14 protein-coding genes are annotated in these 21825 nt (G+C 62.0%); 3 read left to right on the top strand and 11 right to left on the bottom strand.

All coding sequences use genetic code 11. The features are described 5' to 3' along the window. Positions 1 to 54: 54 nt before the first annotated feature. Positions 55 to 1647 carry a peptide ABC transporter substrate-binding protein gene (locus tag NKH28_RS18160; RefSeq protein ID WP_352614906.1) on the bottom strand — a complete coding sequence of 531 codons (1593 nt, stop codon included), beginning with the start codon at positions 1645 to 1647 and terminating at the stop codon, positions 55 to 57. A 381-nt stretch (positions 1648 to 2028) separates the two neighbouring features. Between NKH28_RS18160 and NKH28_RS18155 the strand changes: the two genes are divergently transcribed. Further along, positions 2029 to 2508: a TadE family protein gene (locus tag NKH28_RS18155; RefSeq protein ID WP_084641571.1), complete on the top strand. Its 480-nt coding sequence runs from the start codon at positions 2029 to 2031 to the stop codon at positions 2506 to 2508. A gap of 1 nt (position 2509) precedes the next feature. Continuing rightward, complete coding sequence (locus tag NKH28_RS18150; protein ID WP_352490799.1) at positions 2510 to 4294, top strand: pilus assembly protein TadG-related protein; 1785 nt, start codon at positions 2510 to 2512, stop codon at positions 4292 to 4294. A 16-nt stretch (positions 4295 to 4310) separates the two neighbouring features. On the opposite strand, the gene bglA is transcribed toward NKH28_RS18150, so the two are convergent. The 10 genes from bglA to NKH28_RS18100 all read right to left on the bottom strand — a co-directional run bounded on the left by bglA (position 4311) and on the right by NKH28_RS18100 (position 20326). Next, positions 4311 to 5939 carry a beta-galactosidase BglA gene (gene bglA, locus NKH28_RS18145; protein ID WP_352683818.1) on the bottom strand — a complete coding sequence of 543 codons (1629 nt, stop codon included), beginning with the start codon at positions 5937 to 5939 and terminating at the stop codon, positions 4311 to 4313. Next, complete coding sequence (gene glgX / locus NKH28_RS18140) at positions 5929 to 7962, bottom strand: glycogen debranching protein GlgX (protein WP_352979881.1); 2034 nt, start codon at positions 7960 to 7962, stop codon at positions 5929 to 5931. The genes bglA and glgX overlap by 11 nt, the downstream gene beginning before the upstream one ends. Continuing rightward, positions 7962 to 9590 (bottom strand): alpha-D-glucose phosphate-specific phosphoglucomutase, encoded by a 1629-nt coding sequence (locus tag NKH28_RS18135; RefSeq protein WP_352490796.1) that lies wholly within the window; start codon positions 9588 to 9590, stop codon positions 7962 to 7964. The genes glgX and NKH28_RS18135 overlap by 1 nt, the downstream gene beginning before the upstream one ends. A 3-nt stretch (positions 9591 to 9593) precedes the next feature. Then, positions 9594 to 11039, bottom strand: a complete 1446-nt coding sequence (gene glgA, locus NKH28_RS18130; protein WP_352979879.1) for a glycogen synthase GlgA — start codon at positions 11037 to 11039, stop codon at positions 9594 to 9596. Positions 11040 to 11042: 3 nt separating this feature from the next. Beyond that, entirely contained in the window at positions 11043 to 12308 is a 1266-nt protein-coding gene (gene glgC, locus NKH28_RS18125) for a glucose-1-phosphate adenylyltransferase (protein WP_352490794.1), read from the bottom strand. Between the two features lie 35 nt (positions 12309 to 12343). Next, positions 12344 to 14557, bottom strand: a complete 2214-nt coding sequence (glgB, locus tag NKH28_RS18120) for a 1,4-alpha-glucan branching protein GlgB (RefSeq protein ID WP_352979877.1) — start codon at positions 14555 to 14557, stop codon at positions 12344 to 12346. A 146-nt stretch (positions 14558 to 14703) separates the two neighbouring features. Next, positions 14704 to 17172 (bottom strand): glycogen/starch/alpha-glucan phosphorylase, encoded by a 2469-nt coding sequence (locus NKH28_RS18115; RefSeq protein ID WP_352979875.1) that lies wholly within the window; start codon positions 17170 to 17172, stop codon positions 14704 to 14706. A gap of 175 nt (positions 17173 to 17347) precedes the next feature. Then, positions 17348 to 18130: an ATP-binding cassette domain-containing protein gene (locus tag NKH28_RS18110; protein WP_352470952.1), complete on the bottom strand. Its 783-nt coding sequence runs from the start codon at positions 18128 to 18130 to the stop codon at positions 17348 to 17350. Positions 18131 to 18132: 2 nt separating this feature from the next. Beyond that, the gene (locus tag NKH28_RS18105) at positions 18133 to 19194 is read right to left on the bottom strand and encodes an ABC transporter permease (protein WP_352503463.1); all 1062 of its coding nucleotides are present in this window, start codon (positions 19192 to 19194) and stop codon (positions 18133 to 18135) included. Positions 19195 to 19348: 154 nt separating this feature from the next. Continuing rightward, positions 19349 to 20326 (bottom strand): sugar ABC transporter substrate-binding protein, encoded by a 978-nt coding sequence (locus tag NKH28_RS18100; RefSeq protein ID WP_502906635.1) that lies wholly within the window; start codon positions 20324 to 20326, stop codon positions 19349 to 19351. 267 nt (positions 20327 to 20593) lie between these two features. Here NKH28_RS18100 and NKH28_RS18095 point away from each other — a divergent pair, with 267 nt between their 5' ends. After that, on the top strand, positions 20594 to 21823 hold the full coding sequence (locus NKH28_RS18095; protein WP_352470950.1) for an ROK family transcriptional regulator: 1230 nt from the start codon (positions 20594 to 20596) through the stop codon (positions 21821 to 21823). The last annotated feature ends 2 nt before the right edge of the window (positions 21824 to 21825 follow it).

Here is a 21825-nt window from a genome sequence, read left to right as displayed (position 1 = left end):
GATGGCAAACCGGCGCCGCCGCGCATTGAGTCGCGCGGCGGCCTGGCTAAGGGATCAGTCCTTGCTGATGAAGCGGGACGGATGGATGTCCATCACATTGTCGTCGAAGCCGTGCAGCTTCGAGGAAACGATGTCGTGGTAGCTGTAGTAGAGAAGCGGGATCTCGCCGACGTCGTCGACGAGGATGCGCTCGGCCTCGGCGAGCTCCTTCATGCGCTGTTCGGGCTTGCCGCCGGCGGCGGCGGCCTTGTCCATGGCCGCCTCGAATTTCGGGCTGTTATAGCTCGAATAATTGTTGCCGCTGGCCTTGCGAGATATGCCGAGGAAGGTTTCCGGGTCCTTGTAATCGGCGATCCAGGCGGCACGCGCCACATCGTAGTCGCCCTTCTGCTCGAGGAAGGAGTAGTGGGTCTTGGTGTCGGTGTTGAGCAGCGTGACCTCGACGCCAAGCGGCTTCAACTGTTCCTGGATGGCGACAGCGGTGTTCTTGTGGTTTTCAGAGGTGTTGTAGCGGATCTGCATCTTCAACGGATGCTCGGGTGTATAGCCGAGTTTCTCGAGGATCTTCTTGGCAGCGTCCTCGCGGTCGATCTGCGGCATGTCGGCGTATTTGGCCAGTGCCGGCGTGTAGCCCTGGATACCCGGAGGGACCATCGAATAGCCGGGCAGCATCGAATTCTGCCAGACTTTTTCAGCGAGGAAGTCGCGATCGATCGCCATCGAGATAGCGTTGCGCAGTTCGACGTTGTCCCAAGGCGCCTTGTCGGTCTTGATCGCGTAATAGTAGATGCCGAGATATGGCCCGACACGGACCTGGTCGCCGAATTTGGTCTTGAGATCGGCGAGCTGTTCGGTCGGCAGGTCACCGTAACTGTCGAATTCGCCGGCCTCGAAGCGCTTCATCGCGGACGAGCGATCCTCGGTCGGGATGTAGTTGACCACGTCCAACTTGACGCTGGCGGCGTCCCAGAATTTCGGATTCTTGACCAGCTTCAGATGGTCGTTGGGAATCCACTCTGCCGCTGTAAAGGCCCCGTTCGAGACCAGCTTGCCTGCCTTGATCCAGTCGGCGCCAAGCTTTTCGATAGACGCCTTGTTAACCGGATAGGTCGCCTGATGGGTCAGCATCTCCAGGAAGTAAGGCGTTGGCGCCTTGAGCGTGACTTCGAGGGTATTTGCGTCAATCGCCTTGACGCCCATATCCTCCGGCTTGCCCTTCTTGGTGTTGACTTCCTCGGCACCCTTCACTGGATAGAGCATGGAAGCGTATTCCGCAGCGGTGGCCGGATCTTCCAGCCGACGGAACGAATAAACGAAGTCGTCCGCCGTCACCGGGCTGCCATCCGACCAGAGGCCGTCCTTGCGCAGCTTGAAGGTGTAGACAGTGCCGTCGTCGGACACCGTCCAGCTTTCAGCGGCGCCCGGAATGAGATTCGTCTTCTGGTCATGCATCACGAGGCCCTGGAACAGGTCGCGTATGATATCGGCTTCGTAGACCGTCGAGGTCTTGTGCGGATCGAGCGTCTCCGCTTCGGCGGCGGCTCCGCGGTTGTAGACGGTCTCGGCGAAAGCCGGCGTGTAGAACGTACCGGCGGCCAAGACCATGGTCGTGGCGAGTACCGTCGCCTTCAGCACATGTTTCAACATGGAGTTCTCCCTAATGACGTCGCCCTTCGGCCACGTCTCTAAGTGTTGACGCCCCGAAACCGATTGGTTGGTTCCTTTCGAGCGCGCAGCCGGTTCCCTCTCCGGCAGCTGGTGGCCAAACAGTAACGTGGAGATTTTTTATTTCAACAGACTCTCGGGGTCACCCAAAGTAAGGGGGCCGGGGCAGTCGTTTTGCGGGCGGCCAATCAATGGTCGAAACCATGAGTTTGACTGGGTTTCCTGGCCAGAACGCCGATCTGGGAAATAATCTGGCCGATCATTTCAGTTTACCGGAATGTATTAATTGGTTCTTAGGCAACCAAGGGTTACAAATTTCGATGGAATCGGCACATCGACCTTGGGTTCCAACGGGCAAGGGCAATGAACAAGATAGACAGTAATACTGTCGCATTGAAGCGTAAAATATTGCGCCACATACGGACGAATCTACGCAAAATTGGAGAAGAGTCCGGAACTTCCGCGGTCGAGTTCGCCCTGCTTTCCCCAATCTTTATCCTTCTTTTGCTCGGAATGGTTGCGTATGGTATCTATTTTGGTGCAAGCAACTCCTTGCAGCAAATCGCCGCCGATGCCGCCCGCACCGCAATTGCCGGATTGAATCAAACCGAGCGCCAGGCGCTGGTGGCGAGTTTCGTCAAAAACAATGCCAGTGGATACCCGTTCGTCGATTCCGGCAAGCTGACCTATCAGGCGACGGACAGCACGGCCGACGGAAATCAGTTCGTCGTGTCGATCCAGTACGATGCCAGCAACCTGCCGATCTGGAACCTATTACCAAGCCTTGCGATGCCGCAAACCACGATGTCGCGCAGATCTACCATCAGGATTGGAGGCATTTGAAATGTCGCAGTTCTTGCTGAGGAGCATCGGGCGGATCGCTCGCTCGATGGTTGGCGACAAGAAGGCGAACTTTGCCGTCATGACGGCGCTGACGGCGCCATTCGCGCTGGGGCTGGCTGCCTTCGCTGTCGACGAAGGTTCGATCTACACGGAGCGCAGGGAAGCCCAGGCGATGACCGATCTGGCGGCGATCACCGCGGCGTCGAACATCAACAATATGGAAGCCGCGGCGGTAACCACGCTCAGTGACAACCGAATGCCCGGCATCATTGTTCAAAAGGCAGGTCAGACAATCGTTCCCACGGTTGGCAAAACCGTCGTGTCGGTCACCGGCGGCCGATACTCAGCGGCGTCCTCCGTTGGCGTCGACAAGCGCTTCGAAGCCGGCAAAACGCCTTACAACGCCGTTCGCGTCACTCTGCGAAAAATCCCCGCCCGGTATTTCGCCAGTTCGCTCATCCCTACTCCGGTTGTCGGCACCGAAGCCATTGCCAGTGTGACCCCGCAAGCGATGTTCTCGGTCGGGTCCAGGCTCCTCAGCGTCAATGGCGGCATCCTCAACGCGCTTCTCAGCAAGTTGCTGGGCGCCAACATTTCGCTCAGCGTCATGGACTACAACGCGCTGATCTCGGCCGATGTAAACGTGCTTTCGTTCGTCGATGCCCTTGCCGTACAGTTGCAACTGACAGGTGTCAGCTATTCCGACGTGCTGGCGTCAAAAGCGACGGTAGGCCAGATCGCGACCGCCATGGCCAATGCGTCCGGGTCGGGCAGCGCCAGCAAACTTGTGCTGCAGACGATCGCGTCGAGGGCCACCAACACGGTCAAGATACCCCTCAGTCATCTTATCGATCTTGGCTCGATCGGCAGGCTCGGCCTCGGACAAAAGTCTCCCGGCTTTTCCGTCGACGCAAGCGCGATGGGCATGCTGGGTGCCGCCGCCTCGCTGGCCAATGGCTCAAACCAGGTCCAGGTCGATCTCGGCGCCACTATTCCGGGACTTACCTCCACCACGCTCGCCATCGCCATCGGTGAACCGATGCAATACTCACCCTGGCTGGCCGTCGGGGAAAAAGGCACCGTGGTGCGCACCGCGCAGACGCGCATCAAGCTGGTCACCACAGTGGGCATCGGCAATTCCAATCTCGGCGGCGGCATCAGCCTGCTGTCCGTCAACCTGCCTCTGCATGTCGAAGTCGCCTATGCGGAAGCCAAGCTAACCGACATCAGCTGCCCGACGGGCCGGCCGGATAGCATCAAGGTTTCGATCGCCGCGCAGCCTGGCGTGGCCTCGCTGCACCTTGCCACCAGCGACGCCGACAACAACCCATCGGCCTTCGCCGATTTCAGCAATCCGCAATCGTTCTCCGATGCCACGATTGCCCAGGTGAGCGTGAAGCTTCTGCTGCTTACCCTCAATCTGCTCGATGTGAAGGGTTCTTCATCACTTGCCATCACCAACAACGATCCGACCACATTGACGTTCGACAGCACCGATATCGCCAACAAGACGATTAAAACTGTCACCACAAAAAACCTGACGCAATCACTCACGACATCGCTGGTCAGCGGCCTCTCGCTCTCGGTCAATGCACTGGGCCTCGGGCTGGACGTGACGGCCCTGCTCGGAACGGTTAAGCCGGCGGTGGTAACGGTTCTGAACGGCGTGACGGCGCCGGTCGACGAACTGGTCTATAACGTGCTTGCAGCTGTCGGCGTGCATGTCGGCGAGGCCGATGTGCGGGTTGTCGGCGCGACTTGCGGGCGCTCCGTGCTCGTTCAATGAGATAATGAAATAGAGCTCAGCCGATCCGGCCGAGGAAGCAGCCCAGCGGCGGCAGCGACAGCGTTCTTTCCTGCAAGACGCCGGCAGCACCGCCAAGGTCTATCGGCTCTATCGCTTCCAGATCCGGTGGCAATTGCCAGCCGGCCGGCTCGTCTGCGAAATTGAAGACACAGAGCAGCTTTTCGTCACCGCCTTCGCGAATGAAAGCAAGGACGTCGCCTTCGGCATCGAGGAACCGGATCGAGCCTCGAACCAGCGCCGGATGCTGCTTGCGCAAGGCCAGCATCGCACGGTAGCTCGCCAGGACGGAGGTTTGCTCGCCGTCCTGGACGTCGACCGCCTGGGCGCGATGGCTTGCCGGGACCGGAAGCCACGGCTTGCCCGTCGAAAAGCCGGCATCGTCGGCGCCAGCCTCCCAGACCATCGGCGTTCGGCACCCGTCCCGCCCCTTGATCCCCGGCCAGAAGCGGATGCCGAAAGGATCGCGCAAATCCTCGAACGCCAGTTCGGCCTCCTCCAGCCCGAGTTCTTCGCCCTGGTAGAGGCAGATCGATCCGCGCAGGCAGGAAAGCAGCACGATCGAGAATTTCGCCACCCTGTCCGGATCGCCGCCCGGCCTTTTCCATCGACTGACATGGCGCACGACATCGTGGTTGGAGAACGCCCAGCAAACCCAGCCGTCGAATACCTTACTCTCGAAGGCCTCGACACAGCCACGCACATGCGACGCCGAGAATTGCGGGCCGAGCAGGTCGAACGTGTAGGACATTTGGAGCTTGTCGCCACCGCCGGTATAGGCGGCGAGTGTCTGCAAGGAACGCGTTTCGTCGCCAATCTCGCCGACAGCGGCGCGGCCTTCATATTCGTCAAGCAAGGCCCGGAAGCGCCTGAGGAAAGCAAGGTTTTCCGGCTGGCTCTTGTCGAACAGATGCTCCTGATAGAGATAGGGGCTGGTTGCCGTATTGGTGCCGGCGACGCTTTCCGCCAAAGGCGGGTTGCTGCGCAGCCAGCGGTCGTGGACGTAATAGTTGACCGTATCCAGCCGGAAACCGTCGACGCCGCGCTCGAGCCAGAACCGCACCGTTTCCAGCAAGGCGTCCTGCACCTTTGGGTTGTGGAAATTCAGGTCCGGCTGCGAGGCGAGGAAATTGTGCAGGTAATATTGCCTGCGCGTTGCGTCCCATTCCCAGGCCGGGCCGCCGAAAAGCGACAGCCAGTTGTTGGGGGCGGTGCCGTCGGGCTTCGCATCGGCCCAGACGTACCAGTCGGCCTTGGGGTTGTCGTGGCTCGTGCGGCTTTCGACGAACCATTCGTGCCGATCCGACGAATGCGACAAGACCTGATCGATGATCACCTTCAGGCCGAGCCGGTGCGCCTCCGCAATCAGTGCGTCGAAATCCTCTAATGTGCCGAACATCGGATCGACGGCGCAGTAATCCGAAACGTCGTAACCCATATCGGCCATTGGCGACTTGAAAAAAGGCGACAGCCAAACGGCGTCGGCACCGAGCGATGCGACATGGGCCAGCCTCGAGGTGATGCCGCTGAGATCGCCGCTGCCGTCGCCTGTCGTGTCCTGGAAGGAGCGCGGGTAGATCTGGTAGATGACGCAGCCGCGCCACCATTCGGCATTGTCAGCCATCATGGCTCTCCCCTGCGCCCGCACACGCTGTCCTGCTTTCGATCATGAACAGGACTGTTCGCCCAGGCACCGGCCGCGAGATATCGCTACTATCCGGTTCGATAGCTGGGCGCCAATGAAAACCCGCCCGTTCCGGCAGCGTGAACATGCAGGCCCGGCGGTCGCCATTGATGACCACCGCAAGGCGACTGTTCTCACCGCTACCGAGAACCATGACCAGCCGGTGCCGCCTGGCATCGTCCCAGGCTGCCTCTTCGAACGGCACGCCGGTTTCCGTCAGCCAGGCTACGTCTGGGATTTCCGAACCCGCAGGCTGTTCTCCGGTCAGGAATGCTGTGTCCAAGAGCGCCGGCACGGCGCGACGCATCCTGGCGAGCAGAGCCGTATGATGCTCGAGCGCCAGGTCGCGCCCGGCCCAGTCGAGCCAGGTGATGTCATTGTCCTGCGCGTAGGCGTTGTTGTTGCCGCGCTGCGTGCGGCCGAACTCGTCGCCGGCCGTCAGCATGATCGTGCCGCGCGAGGCAAAGAGCGTCGCCAGCAGCGCGCGCTGGTCACCGAAACGGGCCGTAACGATTGACTGGTCGCTGGTCTCGCCCTCGACGCCATCGTTCCAGGACAGGTTGTCGTCGTGACCATCGCGGTTCAGTTCGCCATTGGCCTCGTTGTGCTTGTGCCCATAAGCGACGATATCGGCCAGCGTCATGCCGTCATGCGCGGCGATGAAGTTGATGCTGCGGCTCGTTGTCTGGCCTGCTTTGGCAAAGACGTCGGACGAACCGGCAAGCCGCGTCGCCAGGGCACCGATCATGCCGCCGTCGCCGCGCCAGAAGCGGCGGATATCGTCGCGGTATTTGTCGTTCCATTCGAGGAAGGGCGGCGGAAAATTGCCGAGCTGATAGCCATCCGGTCCGATATCCCAAGGCTCGGCGATCAGCACCCGGTCGCCAAGAACAGGGTCGTTGCGAATGGCGTTCAGCAGCGGCGCATCGGCGTCGAAAACGCCGTCGACGCGGCCGAGGATCGGCGCCAGGTCGAAGCGGAATCCGTCGACACCGGCGCGCTGGACAAAGTGGCGAAGCGTGTGGAGGACCATTTCCCGGACGACCGGATGCTCGCAGGCGAGCGTATTGCCGGTTCCGGTGTCATTGACCAGAGCGCCGTCCGGCTCGTGCCGATAATAGGCGCGGCTGTCGAGCCCGCGCAGAGACAATGTCGGGCCGAGCCGGTCGCTTTCGCCGGTGTGGTTGAACACCAGGTCGAGAATGGTGCCGATGCCGGCCTCGCGCAGCGCGGCGACCGTTCCGCGCAACTCGGCCAGACCGCCGGGCGCCAGTCGCGGATCGAGCGCCATGAAGGTCACGGGATTATAACCCCAGGCGTTGCGCAGACCGAGCGGCGGTAAATGCCGTTCGTCGATCGATGCAGTCACCGGCATCAACTCAATGGCTGCCACGCCGAGTTTTTGCAGATGCTCGACAACGAGGGGGTGAGCGAGCGCTGCAATGGTGCCGCGTTGCTTCTCGGGAATGTCGGGATGCAGCTTTGTGAAGGCGCGTACCGGCACTTCGTAGATAAGGCCGCCGGGCCGAAACAGCGGCGGCAAGGCGGGCAAGGGTTCCGGCAAGGCGCCGGCGATGGCTTTCGGCATCAGCGGCGCAGTGTCGGCCCCCTCGCCTCGGCGCGCGGCGAGCCGGCCGTCATAGGCATAGGGCCTGTCGATCTCGACGGCATAGGGATCGGCCAGCAGCTTGTCGGGATCGAACCAGAGACCGTGTTCCGGCGCGTAGTCGCCATCGGCGCGGAACCCGTATCGGGTCCCGGCGGCGAGACCGGCAACAAAAAGTGCATGGACGCCCTCGTCTTCCGACTGGAGTTCCAGCCGGTCGACTTCGCGGTTGCCGTGTTCGTCGAAAATCGAAACCCAGATGCGCCGAGCCGACGAGGACCATGCGGCGAAGCGGATACCGCCCTCCCCGGCAAGCCCGCCAAATCGCGGACGATAGCCGGCGGATAGTCCCGACGACATCAGGTGATGACGCTCGGCTTGGCGCGGCCGGTATGGCTGCGAATCCCGGCAATGTCGTCGGCCGCCGCGATCAGATCGGCAAGCGCCTCCTGGGTGTCGAGATCGTGGCGGTTCTTGTCCGGCTCGTAGCGCTCGACATAAAGCCGCAGCGTCGCGCCCGAGGTGCCGGTGCCGGACAGGCGGAAGACGACGCGTGAGCCGCCTTCGAACAGCACCCTGATGCCCTGGTTCTCGCTGACCGAGCCGTCGACCGGATCGTGATAGGCGAAATCATCAGCGCTGGCGATCGTCATGCCGCGGACGCGGGTGCCAGGCAGCGAGCCGAGCTTGGCGCGCAACTCGCCAACAAGCGCGTTGGCACGATCGGTCTCGACCTCCTCGTAGTCGTGGCGCGAATAATAGTTACGGCCATAGGCCGTCCAATGCTGGGTGACGATCTGCTTGGCGCTTTCGCCGCGAACGGCAAGGATGTTGAGCCATAAAAGCACAGCCCACAGGCCGTCCTTTTCGCGGACATGGTTGGAGCCGGTCCCCGCACTCTCCTCGCCACAGATCGTTGCCATGCCGGCATCGAGCAGATTGCCGAAAAATTTCCAGCCGGTCGGCGTCTCGTAGATGCCGATGCCGAGCTTTTCGGCGACCCGGTCGGCAGCACCGCTGGTCGGCATCGAGCGGGCGATGCCTTTCAGCCCGGCCTTGTAGCCCGGTGCCAGATGGGCGTTGGCGGCGAGCATCGCCACCGAATCCGACGGGGTGATGAAAATTCCCTTGCCGATAATCAGGTTGCGGTCGCCGTCGCCATCCGAGGCGGCGCCAAAGTCTGGCGCATCCGGCCCCATCATCTCGTCGTAGAGGTGTTTTGCGTGCACCAGATTGGGATCGGGATGATGGCCGCCGAAATCCGGCAGCGGAATGAAATTGCGGGCGGTGCCGTTGGGCGCGCCGAGCCGGTTTTCGAGGATCTCCTTGGCGTAGGGGCCGGTCACCGCATGCATGGCGTCGAAGCGCATGCGGAAGCCCGACCTGAACAGCGCCCGCAATGCGTCGAAATCGAACAGGCTTTCCATCAGTTCGGCATAGTCGGCGACAGGATCGATGATTTCGACGGTCATGTCCCCCGTCTTGACCGTGCCGATCGTGTCGATGTCGACCTGCCCGATATCGGCGATCTTGAAGCTTGAAATCGCCTTGGTTTTTTCGAAGATCGCGTCGGTCAGCTTTTCCGGCGCTGGGCCGCCATTGCCGGCATTGTACTTGATGCCGAAATCCTCATGCGGGCCACCCGGATTGTGGCTGGCCGACAGGATGATGCCGCCAAAGGTCTTGTATTTGCGGATGACATGCGAAGCGGCCGGCGTCGACAAGATGCCGCCCTGCCCGACCATCACCTTGCCGAAGCCGTTTGCCGCGGCCATGGCGATGGCCTTCTGGATGACCTCGCGGTTATAGAAGCGGCCGTCGCCGCCGATCACCAGGGTTTTGCCCTCGAACCCGTCCAGCGCGTCGAAGATCGACTGGATGAAGTTCTCGGCATAGTGCTCCTGCTGGAACACCGGGACCTTTTTACGCAGCCCGGAGGTGCCGGGCTTCTGGTCGGGATAGGGTTTGGTGGCGACGGTGCGGATCATCAGTCAGGCAGCCCTTTTCGAAAGCAGCAAGCGATAGAGTTGGAAATATTTTTCGGCGCTTTTGTCCCACGAAACGTCGGCCTTCATGCCTTGCCGCTGCATCGACGTCCACACTGCGGGATTGGCATGCGCCTCGACAAGGCGGCGGACGGCGTGCAGCAAGGCGCCGGCATTGGCGGGCGCAAACTGGAAACCGGTCGCCACGCCGGCAGAGATGGCGGCTTCGTTGGCATCGATGATCGTGTCGGCAAGGCCGCCGGTGCGCGCGACCACCGGCACGCAGCCATAGCGCAGGCCGTAAAGCTGTGTCAGCCCGCAAGGTTCGAAGCGCGATGGGATAATGATTGCGTCGCAGCCGCCCTGCATGGTGTGGGAGAGTCCCTCGTCATAGCCGACGACGACGCCGATGCGGCCGCGGTGGCGGGCTGCGGCGGCAAGCAACGCGCCTTCCAGCCCAGCGTCGCCGGAGCCGAGGATCGCCAGCCGTGCACCTGCCGCGACGATGCCGTCGATGGCCGCAGCCAGTATGTCCATGCCCTTTTGCCAGGTCAGCCGGCTGACGACGCAGACGATCGGACTGTCATCGCGATCGAGGCTGAAACGGTCCTCGACCGCGGCCTTGTTGGGCATTCGCGCCTTGAGCGTCTTTGCGGTGTAGTTGGAGACCAGATGCTTGTCGGTTTCCGGGTTCCAGATCTCGGTATCGATGCCGTTGACGATGCCATGGAGATCGACGGAGCGCATGTTGATCAGGCCGTCGAGGCCCATGCCGAATTCGGGCAAGCGGATTTCCTGCGCATAGGTCGGGCTGACCGTGGTGATCGCCCACGCCGCCTGCAGGCCGGCCTTGAGGAAGCCGACGCCGCCGTAATATTCGACGCCGTCGAGCGCCATCGCCGCCGCCGGCAGGCCAAGCTCGCCAAAGATGCCGGCGCCGAACTGGCCTTGGAAGGCTAGGTTGTGCACGGTGATCATCGACGGCGTGCCGACCGCCTTGCCGTAGCGCATGTAGGCAAGCGTCATTGCCGACTGCCAGTCATGGGCATGGACGATATCGGGCAGGTAGCCCGAGATCGCGCCGCCGGCAATATCACCGCCTACCTGGCTCAAGGCCGCGAACCGCCGCCAATTGTCCGGCCAGTCGGCGCCTGTCGCGTTGCCGTATGGGCCGCCGGGACGGTCGAAAAGATGCGGCGCGTCAAGCACGAACAGGTCGAGCCCGGCGATCTGGGCGGCATACACCGAAGCCTTGCCGCCCTGCAGCAATGGATATTGCTGAACCGGCTTCTTTTTCCTGAAGGCGCCCATCACCTGAGGATAGCCGGGGACGAGCGTGCGCATGGTGACGCCCTTGCCGGCCAATGCCACGGGCAAGGCGCCGGTCACGTCGGCGAGCCCGCCCGTCTTGACCAGCGGAAAGATCTCGGGCGCCACCGACAGAACCTGCATGCACTACGATCCCAGCCTGTTGATCATGTCCTGCGTGACGAGGCAGATGCCTTTTTCCGAAACGCGGAAACGCTTGGCGTCGAGGACGGGATCCTCGCCGACCACCAGACCCTCCGGGATCCTGACGCCGTGATCGATGACCACGCGCTTCAACCTGGCGTTGCGGCCGACATGGACGTCCGGCAGCATGACGACCTCCTCCAGCGTCGAATAGGAATTGATGCGCGCGCCGGTGAAGATCAGGCTTCGCTTCAGCGAAGCGCCCGAAACGATGCAATCGCCCGACACGAGAGACGACACGGCCGACCCGCGGCGGCCATCCTCGTCATGCACGAATTTTGCCGGCGGCTTCAACTCGGCATAGGTCCAGATCGGCCAATCGCGGTCGTAAAGGTCGAGTTCCGGCGTGATGTCGGTCAGGTCGATATTGGCCTCCCAATAGGCGTCGACCGTGCCGACGTCGCGCCAATAGGCCTCGTTCTCGGCGGTCGAGCGCACGCAGGATTTGGCAAAACGATGGGCGATCGCCTTTCCGTGCTCGACGATGTAGGGGATGATGTCCTTGCCGAAGTCGCGGCTCGAGCCGGGCTCCGCCGCATCGCGACGCAATTGCTCCATCAGGAATTTGGTCTTGAACACATAGATGCCCATCGAGGCCAGCGCGAAATCCGGTTTGTCGGGAATGCCCGGCGGATCGGCGGGCTTTTCGATGAAGGAGATGATAGTGTCCTTGGGATCGACATGCATGACGCCGAAGCCGGTGGCTTCCATGCGCGGCACTTCGAGGCAGCCGACGGTGACATCGGCGCCGGCCTCGACATGCTGGCGCAGCATCATTTCGTAGTCCATCTTGTAGATGTGGTCGCCGGCCAGGATGACCATGTATTCCGGCCCGTAGGCCTCGATGATGTCGATGTTCTGGTACACGGCGTCGGCGGTGCCCTCATACCATTGCGTTTCCGACACACGCTGGCTGGCCGGCAGGATGTCGAAACTCTCGTTGCGCTCGGGCCGCAGGAAGTTCCAGCCGCGCTGCAGATGGCGGATCAGCGAATGCGCCTTGTACTGGGTGGCGACGCCGAGGCGGCGGATACCGGAATTGAGCGCATTGGAGAGCGCGAAATCGATGATGCGGGTCTTGCCGCCGAAATAGACCGCCGGTTTGGCGCGGCGGTCGGTCAGTTCCTTGAGCCGGCTACCACGGCCGCCTGCCAGCACATAAGCCATGGCGTCGCGTGCCAGCGGCTGTGTTCGTTTTATTTCAGCCATTCCTATCCTCCCAGGTTAGATGCTCCAGACATAGCTCAGTCCGGGACGAATTCGAGCATGATCGTCGACAGCGGCGGCAAAAGCATCGTCGCCGAAATCCCTCCCCCTTCCGCCCGAGCCTCGATGACGCCGCTATTGCCCTTGCCGGAACCGCCATAATCCGTGGCATCGGTGTTGATGATCTCGCGCCATTTTCCGGCCTGCGGCAACGGCACGCGGTAATTGTCGCGCGGCACCGGCGTGAAGTTGGAAATGACGGCGACCGGGTTGCCGCCCGGCGCGCTGCGCAGCCAGGCAAAGACCGAGTTCGCGCTGTCGTCGACGATCAGCCAGGAAAAGCCCTCCGGCTCGCAGTCGCGGGCATGCAGCGCGGGGCGCGAGCGGTAGAGATAGTTGAGATCGCGCACCGTCTGCCAGACGCCACGGTGGAACCGGAAATCGAGCAGGTTCCAGTCGAGCGCGCGCGCCTCGCTCCACTCGCGGCGCTGTGCGAACTCCTGGCCCATGAACAACAGCTTCTTGCCAGGATAACCCCACATGAAGGCGTAGTAGGCCCGCAGCGTCGCGAATTTCTGCCAGTCGTCGCCGGCCATCTTGTTGAGCAGCGTGCCTTTGCCGTGCACCACCTCGTCATGGGACAGCGGCAGCACAAAATTCTCGCTGAAAGCGTAGACCAGGCCGAAGGTGATGTCGTTGTGGTGATGCTTGCGGAAGATCGGCTCCTTGGAGAAATACTCCAAAGTGTCATGCATGAAACCCATGTTCCACTTGAAACCGAAGCCCAGTCCGCCTTCATGCACCGGCTGCGAGACTTTCGGCCACGAGGTCGATTCCTCGGCGATGGTCATCACACCTGGATGGTGGCCGTAGACCTCCTTGTTCATCCGCTGCAGGAAGCTGACCGCTTCGAGGTTCTCTCGCCCGCCCTTCTCGTTGGGAATCCATTCACCGGCCTTGCGCGAATAATCGAGATAAAGCATCGAGGCGACCGCATCGACGCGCAGTCCGTCGACGTGATATTTCTCGGCCCAGAACAGCGCATTGTTGACCAGGAACGAAATCACTTCGCGACGGCCGAAATTGTAGATCGCTGTGTTCCAGTCGGGATGGAAGCCCTTGCGCGGATCGGCATGTTCGTAGAGCGCGGTACCGTCGAACTTTGCCAGACCGTGTTCGTCAACCGGGAAATGCGCCGGCACCCAGTCAAGGATGACGCCGATGCCTGCACGGTGGGCGCCGTCGACGAAGCGGGCAAAACCGTCCGGATCGCCAAAGCGGGCAGTCGGCGCATAAAGACCCGTCGTCTGGTAGCCCCAGGACGGGTCATAAGGGTGTTCGGAGATCGGCATGAATTCGATGTGGGTAAAACCGGTCTCGACCACGTAAGGGATCAGCCTGTCGGCGAGCTCATCCCACGACAGGAAGCTGCCGTCGTCGTGAAGCCGCCATGACCCGGCATGGACCTCGTAGATCGATACGGCTTCGCGCCTGTGGTCGGCATTGCGCCAGTAGTTCCGGTGCGCCTCGTCACCCCATTCATGCGCCGGCGGCAGTGCCGTAACCGAGGCGGTGGCCGGGCGCAGTTCGGACTTGAAGGCAAACGGATCGGCTTTGAGCGGCAATCTCACGCCATCCGGCCCGATGATTTCATACTTATACGGGCGGCCAGCGCCGATGTCGGGAATGAACAGCTCCCAGATGCCGGTGTCGCGGCGGATGCGCATGGTATGCCTGCGGCCGTCCCACTCGTTGAAGTCGCCGACCACCGAGACACGCCTTGCATTGGGCGCCCACACCGCAAAATGCACACCCGATGCACCCTCATGGTCGATGAGATGGGCGCCGAGCTTGTCGAACAGCCTGAGATGCGACCCTTCGGCGATGTAATAATCGTCCAGCGGGCCGAGCACGGGACCGAAGGAATATGGATCGGTCAGCCACCAGTCACCGCCGGAATTCCTGGCGTGATAGCGCAGCGGCTGGCGTTTGCGCAGCGACAATTTGCCTTCGAAGAAACCGCGGTCGTCGTGTCTCGACAGCTCGCCGGCCTTCTTGCCGGTCAGCGTATAGGCGGTGACGAACTCGGCATGAGGGACGAAGCAGCGGGCGACAAAGCCCTTTCCCGCCTCATGCACGCCAAGCACGGCAAACGGATCGCCGTGCGTGCCGGCGACAATCGCCGCGACATCGCCGGCTGGCGCCAGTCCGTCCGGCCCGTTTGTCGCAACGGTCGCGCGCGGCTTGCTCATCAGGCAGTGACCCTCCCCGGGCACCAAGTGTATGTTTCTAGTGGAGTTTTGAATTCGACATTCGCCATGCCGCCTTACCCTCCAAGGGATGCGAGGGTCAAATCACTCCACTAGGGCCACATTGTTCGTAGTCTCATGCAATCACATCAGGCGGGCACGTGCCAGATGTCTTTCGCATATTGGCGGATCGTGCGGTCGGACGAGAACCAGCCGACGCGCGCGACATTGCGGATGGCTCTGGCGTACCAGTCCGGGCTGTTGCGCCAGACGGCATCGACGTCGCGCTGGGTGGCGGCGTAGGCATCGAAATCCGCGGCGACCATGAACCAGTCGCTCTGGTAAAGACCGTTGATCAGGTCGCGATAACGGTCCGGATCATCAGGTGAAAAAACCCCGGATGAAACCGCGGCCAGCGCCTGCGCCAATTCAGGCGATCCCTCGATCACAGCGCGCGGATCGTAACCATTGTTGCGCCGCTCGGCGACTTCCTCTGTGGTCAGCCCGAAGATGAAGATGTTGTTGTCGCCCACACATTCCTTGATCTCGACATTGGCGCCGTCGAGCGTGCCGATGGTCAGCGCGCCGTTCAGCGCGAACTTCATGTTGCCGGTGCCGGACGCTTCCATGCCGGCGGTCGATATCTGCTCCGACAGATCGGCGGCCGGCATCATGATCTCGGCCAGGCTGACATTGTAGTTCGGCACGAATACCACTTTCAGCAAGCCGCGTACCGCCGGGTCGCGGTTGATGACTCGGGCGACGTCATTGGCAAGTTTGATGATCAGCTTGGCGTTGTGATAGCTGGGCGCCGCCTTGCCGCCAAAGAATTTGACGCGAGGCATCCAGTCGCGCTCCGGATGCGAGCGGATCTGGTCGTAAAGCGCGACCGCTTCGAGAATGTTCAAGAGCTGGCGCTTGTATTCGTGGATGCGCTTGACCTGGATGTCGAACAGCGCCGACGGGTCGACCTTGATGCCGAGCCGGTCTGCAACGAGATTGGCAAGCCTCGTCTTGTTCGCCCGTTTGACGGCGGCGAACTTGTCGCGGAAGGCGGCGTCCTCGGCAAGAGGATCAAGCCGGTTTATCTCGTCGATGTCGTCGAGGAAGCCGTCGCCAATCGCCTCTCGGGTGAGTGCAGTGAGGCCGGGATTGCACTGTATCAGCCAGCGCCGCGGTGTGATCCCGTTGGTCTTGTTGTTGATGCGATCCGGGTAGAGCCTGTGGAGGTCGGCAAACACCGTCTCCTTCATCAATTCCGTATGCAGTGCCGACACGCCGTTGATAGAGTGCGAGCCGACAAAGGCCAGATTGCCCATACGCACGCGGCGATCGCCATTTTCCTGGATCAGCGAGATGCGGCTGATCTGCTCGTCCGAGAACTGGTCGGAGGCGCGCGCCTCGAGCAGCACCTCGGCGTTGATGGCGTAGACGATCTGCATGTGGCGCGGCAACAGCCGCTCGAACAGCGGCACGGGCCAGCTTTCCAGCGCTTCGGGAAGGAGCGTGTGGTTGGTGTAGCCGAAAGTGCGCTTGGTGATGCTCCAGGCCTGGTCGAAATCCATGCCATGGACATCCATCAACAGGCGCATCAACTCGGGGACGGCGATGGCCGGATGGGTGTCGTTAAGATGGATCGCCGCCTTGTCGGGCAGCGATTGCAGGTCGCCATACTGGCTGAGATGACGCTGGACGATGTCCTGCAGCGAGGCGGTGGAGAAGAAATACTCCTGCCTGAGCCGCAACTCCTGGCCGGCCTTGTGGGAATCGGCCGGGTAAAGGACGCGCGACAACGCATCGGCCTTGTTGCTTTCGGCGAGCGCACCGATGTGATCGCCGGCATTGAACTTGTCGAGCAGGATCGGGTCGACCGGCATGCCGGACCACAGACGCAGCGTGTTGACGCGGTTGGCCCGCCAGCCAACCACTGGCGTATCGTAAGCGACGGCCAGAACATGTTCCGTCGGCTTCCAGACGTGGCGCTCGAGCCTGCCGTCCTTCGACGTGACCGATTCCACCGAGCCGCCGAAGCCGACCTCGAAGGAGCGTTCGCGGCGCTCGAACTCCCAGGGATTGCCGTGATCGAGCCACGTCTCGGGCAGCTCCACCTGCCAGCCGTCATGGACCTCCTGCCGGAACATGCCGTTGGCGTAGCGGATGCCGTAGCCATGCGCGGGTATATTGACGGTCGCCATGCTTTCCATGAAGCAGGCGGCGAGCCGGCCAAGCCCGCCATTACCAAGGGCAGCGTCCGGTTCGAGCGCTGCAATGATGTCGAGGTCGACGCCAAGCGACGAAAGCGCCTCGCGCATATTGTCCATCAGGCCGAGATTGGAGAAGGCATCGCGCATCAGGCGGCCGATGAGGAATTCCAGCGACAGGTAATAGACGCGCTTTTCCTGCTGGGCGTAGGCCTCTTGGGTCGCCTGCATCCAGTGATCGACTATGCGGTCGCGTACAACCTTGATCGAGGCGGTGAGCCAATCGTACTGGGTTGCAACGTTGGTGCCCTTGCCGAGCCTGTATTTGAGGGCTTGCAAGACTTCCTCGGCGAGCGTCTTGGGATCCGGGTTTTTGAGCGTGGGCAGAGGAGCTTCGGTTGTCATCGCGCGCGTCATGCTGCCTCTCGTGACGTTGCCAGGATCATGCGGCTTTCACCATCTCTGCCAATGCTAGTGCATCCCACCGGATGTTCAATCGATTCAGGTGATCGCAAGCCGGGTTGCCCTGCGGCAATTTGGCATTTGGAAACAGCGCATTTGGGACCCTTGGCGATGGGCCTCAAGTTCTTGCTCAAGCCGCCAGCGCCGCTTCCGGCGGCACCTTGGCGCCCGTCATGAAGGCGACCGCGTCGGACATCGTATACTGCTTCGGATCGATGACGCACAGGCGACGGCCGAGCCGGTGAATGTGGATGCGGTCCGCCACCTCGAAGACATGCGGCATGTTGTGTGAAATCAGCACGATCGGCAGGCCTCGCTTCTTCACGTCGAGGATCAGTTCGAGGACGCGGCGGCTCTCTTTGACGCCAAGTGCCGCCGTCGGCTCATCCATGATCACCACCCGGCTGCCAAAGGCGGCGGCGCGCGCCACCGCCACGCCCTGACGCTGGCCGCCGGAAAGCGTTTCCACGGCCTGGCTGATGTTCTGGATGGTCATCAGGCCAAGCTCCGTGAGCTTGTCGCGGGCGCGCTTTTCCATCGCCGGGCGGTCGAGCATGCGCAGCCATTCGCCGAGGAACCCCGGCTTGCGGATCTCCCGGCCGAGGAACATGTTGTCGGCGATGGACAGCGCCGGCGACAGAGCTAGGTTCTGATAGACTGTTTCGATGCCGGCCTCCCGTGCCTCCATCGGCGACTTGAACGCAACGGGCTTGCCTTCAAGTCGTATCTCACCTTCGTCGGGCACGACCGCGCCGGAAATCGCCTTGATAAGCGACGACTTGCCGGCGCCGTTGTCGCCAATGACGGCAAGGATTTCGCCCGGATAGAGGTCGAAATCGGCGTTGTCGAGGGCGGTGACGCGGCCATAGCGCTTGACCAGACCGCGCGCGATGAGGATGGGTTCCTGGGTCATGGCTATGCCGAAACCTTTCTGATCCATTGATCGATCGCCACGGCGCCGATGATCAGCACGCCGGTGAGCAGCACCTTCCACTGCGGATCGGCGCCCAGCATGTTGAGGCCCATCGAGACGACGCCGACGATCATGGCGCCGAACAGCGTGCCGAGGATCGAGCCGCGCCCGCCGAACAGAGAAATACCGCCGATCACCGTCGCGGTGATGGCCTGAAGATTGTAGTCGGTGACAGCGGCGGAAGGAGAGATCGAGCCATTGCGGCCGATGGAGACCCAGGCTGCGAAGGCGGCGATCAGCCCGGCAAGGGCATAGACGGTCATCAGCACCTTCTTCGTCTGGATGCCCGACAGTTTCGCAGCCTCCTGATCGTCGCCGACCGCGTAGACATGGCGGCCCCATGCGGTGTGGTTGAGCACGTACCAGAGGACCAACACGAGAACGACCATGGCAATGACGCCAAGCGTCAGCACCGCCGTGCCGACCTTAAAGCTCAGGGCAAACAGGTGCAGCAGAGGCGCCTGGACGTCGACGTCGGTGTCGCGGATCGTCTCATTGGCCGAATAGATGAAGTTGGTGGCCATGACAATGTTCCAGGTGCCGAGCGTCACGATGAAGGGCGGCAGCTTCATGTAGGCGACCAGCACACCGTTGAGCAGGCCGCACGCGCCACCGGCGAGAAGCCCGATCGCCACCGCGAGCACGGCCGGCATACCGTAGCTGACCGCGCAATTGCCCATGATCACAGCCGAAATCACCATGATCACGCCAATCGACAGGTCGATGCCGGCAGTCAGGATCACCAGCGTCTGTGCGGCGCCCAGAATGCCGACAATGGCGATCTGCTGAAGGATCAGCGTCAGCGTATAGGATGAAAAAAAACGCCCGCCGATGGTGATACCAAAAATAATGATAGCCAGAACCAACACGATAAGCGGCACCGCTGCCGGCGTGGAATGCAGGAAATGCTGGGCACGCTTGACGGCCGATTTATGGTCGTCGAACGCGGCGACGCTTGTGTCGCTGCTCGATAGAACTTTTTCGAATTCTTGTGCTTGAGCCATGTTTCCTCCCCTGGGCTTCGGCCAACCGCCGACGCCATCCACGCCTTCCGGTCTGCCGCCGGCACTATTTGCGTTTAGATCGGCACATCGTCCACCCGGAGCGGCCGGGGATCAAGCCCCGGCCGATCGCGATCTGTTGCCGGTCAGGCCAGGCTCAACCCCAGCACTTGGCGAGGCCTTCCTTGGTGTCGATGGACTTCACACCGTTGGCGGGCTTGTCGGTGACAAGATTGACGCCGGTATCGAAGAAGTTCTTGCCTTCGGTCGGCTTCGGCTTCGTCCCGTGCTTGGCGAAAGTGGCGATCGCCTCGATGCCGAGCGCCGCCATTTGCAGCGGATATTGCTGCGAGGTAGCGCCGATCACGCCTTCGGTCACCGATTTCACGCCGGGGCAGCCACCGTCGACCGAGACGATCAGCACCTGGCTTTCGAGACCGACGGCCTTCAGCGCCTGGTAGGCGCCGACAGCTGCGGGCTCGTTGATTGTGTGGATGACGTTGATGGTGTTATCCTTCTGCAGAAGGTTCTCCATCGCCTTGCGACCACCCTCTTCATTGCCGTTCGTCACGTCGTGGCCAACGATGCGCGGATCGTCCTCGTCGCCGATCTTGTTGGGGTCCTTCACGTCTATGCCGTAGCCCATCATGAAACCCTGGTCGCGCAGCACATCCACCGTGGGCTGCGACGGCGTCAGGTCGAGGAAGCCGATCTTGGCATCCTTGGCCTTATCGCCAAGCGTCGCGGCGGCCCATGCGCCGATCAGCTTGCCGGCTTCCAGATTGTCGGTCGCGAAGGTCGCGTCAGCCGCATCGATCGGATCAAGCGGGGTGTCGAGCGCGATCACCAACAGCCCGGCGTCCCGCGCTTTCTTCACGGTCGGCACGATACCCTTGGTGTCGGACGCGGTGATGAGGATACCCTTGGCCCCGTCGGCGATACAGCTCTCGATTGCAGCCACCTGGCTCTCGCTGTCGCCGTCGATCTTGCCGGCGTAAGTCTTGAGATCGACGCCAAGCTCCTTGGCCTTGGCCGCCGCACCTTCCTTCATCTTGACGAAGAAGGGATTGGTGTCGGTCTTGGTGATCAAGCAGGCGCCGACCCCGGCGGCCGATGCCGTCGACGCAAAGGCCATCAGGCTCAGTCCGGCCGCGGCAAACACGGTGGATTTCAACAGTTTTGACGTGGTCACGATTTTCCTCCCATGGAACCATTTAGGATGCCGGCCAACCGGCATCTGCAGCGCGTCCGACGAAATCTCCCAGTGTCGGCGCCGACCTCAAGAGACACCAGTCCGGCAGCACTGTCAATAATTAAATCACTCTTATTTATTATTGACAACGCAGGATTGTTCACTCACTCTAGACCAAAAGCATTGAGGGGAAACGACGGGAGGAACAGGGTGGAGACCGGCATTACGAGGCACGGCTCGCCCGATGCGGCCGAAAGCCGCCTGCACCGCGGCACCAATCAAAGCGGCATGCGGGACCACAATGAGCGGCTGGTGCTGTCGCTGGTGCGCCAGCACGGCAGCCTGGCCAAATCCGACATCGCACGTATGACCGGCCTTTCGGCGCAGACAGTGTCGGTCATCATGCGCGAGCTGGAGGAGGACGACCTGCTCGTCCGCCAGGCGCCGTTGCGCGGCAAGATCGGCCAGCCCTCGATACCCATGGCGCTCAATCCCGACGGCGCCTATTTCATCGGCCTGAAGATCGGCCGCCGCAGCGCCGAATTGGTGCTGATCGATTTCCTCGGCAGTGTGCGCTCGATGCTGCAGCATTCCTACCGCTATCCGGCGCCGCGCGAAACGGTGGAATTCGTCACAAGCGGCATGAAGAAGATGCGCGGCGAACTCACCCCGGCGCAGGATAAACGCATTGCCGGGCTTGGCATCGCCATGCCGTTCGAATTGTGGAACTGGGCCGACACCGCCGGCGCGCCGCGTGAAATCATGGACGAATGGCGCCATCGCGACATCCGCGCCGATATCCAGGCGCAATGCGAATTTCCAGTCTATCTGCAGAACGACGCCACCTCGGCCTGCGGCGCCGAGCTCGTGTTCGGCCACGCGGCGGGTGCGGCACGCGATTTCGTCTATTTCTATATCGGTGCCTTTGCCGGCGGCGGCATCGTGCTGAACGGCCGGTTGTTTGGTGGCCCAACCGGCAATGCCGGCGCGCTGGGCTCGATGCCGGTGCCAGGGCCGGACGGCAAGCCGACGCAGTTGATCGACGTGGCGTCGATCGCCATGCTGGAAAAGGCGCTCAACGCGCGCGGCATCGAGGCCTCGCATCTGTGGACATCACCGGGGGACTGGGGCGAGATCGGCGCCGAGCTTGACGACTGGATCGCCAGCGCCTCGCAGGCGCTTGCCTATGCCATCGTTTCGGCCTCCTCCGTCATTGACTTCGATGCCGCGGTGATCGACGGATGGATGCCGCTTGCCGTGCGCAGGCGGCTTGTCGATGCCGTTATCCAGGCCATCGGCCGGATCGACGGCGAAGGCCTGAGGCTGCCGGCCGTTCGCGAGGGAACCGTCGGCATCCATGCGCGGGCGCTGGGTGGCGCCAGCCTGCCGCTGTCGGAGCGCTTCCTCATCGGCTCGACCACGATTTCCCGGAGCTTCTGAGC

The organism is Mesorhizobium sp. M1227 (genome assembly GCF_040318315.1).
In the GTDB taxonomy this organism is placed as follows: Bacteria; Pseudomonadota; Alphaproteobacteria; order Rhizobiales; family Rhizobiaceae; genus Mesorhizobium.
The sequence above is the reverse complement of the archived record's forward strand: the minus strand, read 5'-3'. Positions and strand labels throughout refer to the sequence as shown.

Excerpts from the sequence above, each read along its gene's own strand:
- NKH28_RS18160 (WP_352614906.1), bottom strand. The coding sequence starts at position 1,647 with ATGTTGAAACATGTGCTGAAGGCGACGGTACTCGCCACGACCATGGTC.
- NKH28_RS18155 (WP_084641571.1), top strand. The coding sequence starts at position 2,029 with ATGAACAAGATAGACAGTAATACTGTCGCATTGAAGCGTAAAATATTG.
- NKH28_RS18150 (WP_352490799.1), top strand. The coding sequence starts at position 2,510 with ATGTCGCAGTTCTTGCTGAGGAGCATCGGGCGGATCGCTCGCTCGATG.
- bglA (WP_352683818.1), bottom strand. The coding sequence starts at position 5,939 with ATGATGGCTGACAATGCCGAATGGTGGCGCGGCTGCGTCATCTACCAG.
- glgX (WP_352979881.1), bottom strand. The coding sequence starts at position 7,962 with ATGTCGTCGGGACTATCCGCCGGCTATCGTCCGCGATTTGGCGGGCTT.
- NKH28_RS18135 (WP_352490796.1), bottom strand. The coding sequence starts at position 9,590 with ATGATCCGCACCGTCGCCACCAAACCCTATCCCGACCAGAAGCCCGGC.
- glgA (WP_352979879.1), bottom strand. The coding sequence starts at position 11,039 with ATGCAGGTTCTGTCGGTGGCGCCCGAGATCTTTCCGCTGGTCAAGACG.
- glgC (WP_352490794.1), bottom strand. The coding sequence starts at position 12,308 with ATGGCTGAAATAAAACGAACACAGCCGCTGGCACGCGACGCCATGGCT.
- glgB (WP_352979877.1), bottom strand. The coding sequence starts at position 14,557 with ATGAGCAAGCCGCGCGCGACCGTTGCGACAAACGGGCCGGACGGACTG.
- NKH28_RS18115 (WP_352979875.1), bottom strand. The coding sequence starts at position 17,172 with ATGACGCGCGCGATGACAACCGAAGCTCCTCTGCCCACGCTCAAAAAC.
- NKH28_RS18110 (WP_352470952.1), bottom strand. The coding sequence starts at position 18,130 with ATGACCCAGGAACCCATCCTCATCGCGCGCGGTCTGGTCAAGCGCTAT.
- NKH28_RS18105 (WP_352503463.1), bottom strand. The coding sequence starts at position 19,194 with ATGGCTCAAGCACAAGAATTCGAAAAAGTTCTATCGAGCAGCGACACA.
- NKH28_RS18100 (WP_502906635.1), bottom strand. The coding sequence starts at position 20,326 with ATGGCCTTTGCGTCGACGGCATCGGCCGCCGGGGTCGGCGCCTGCTTG.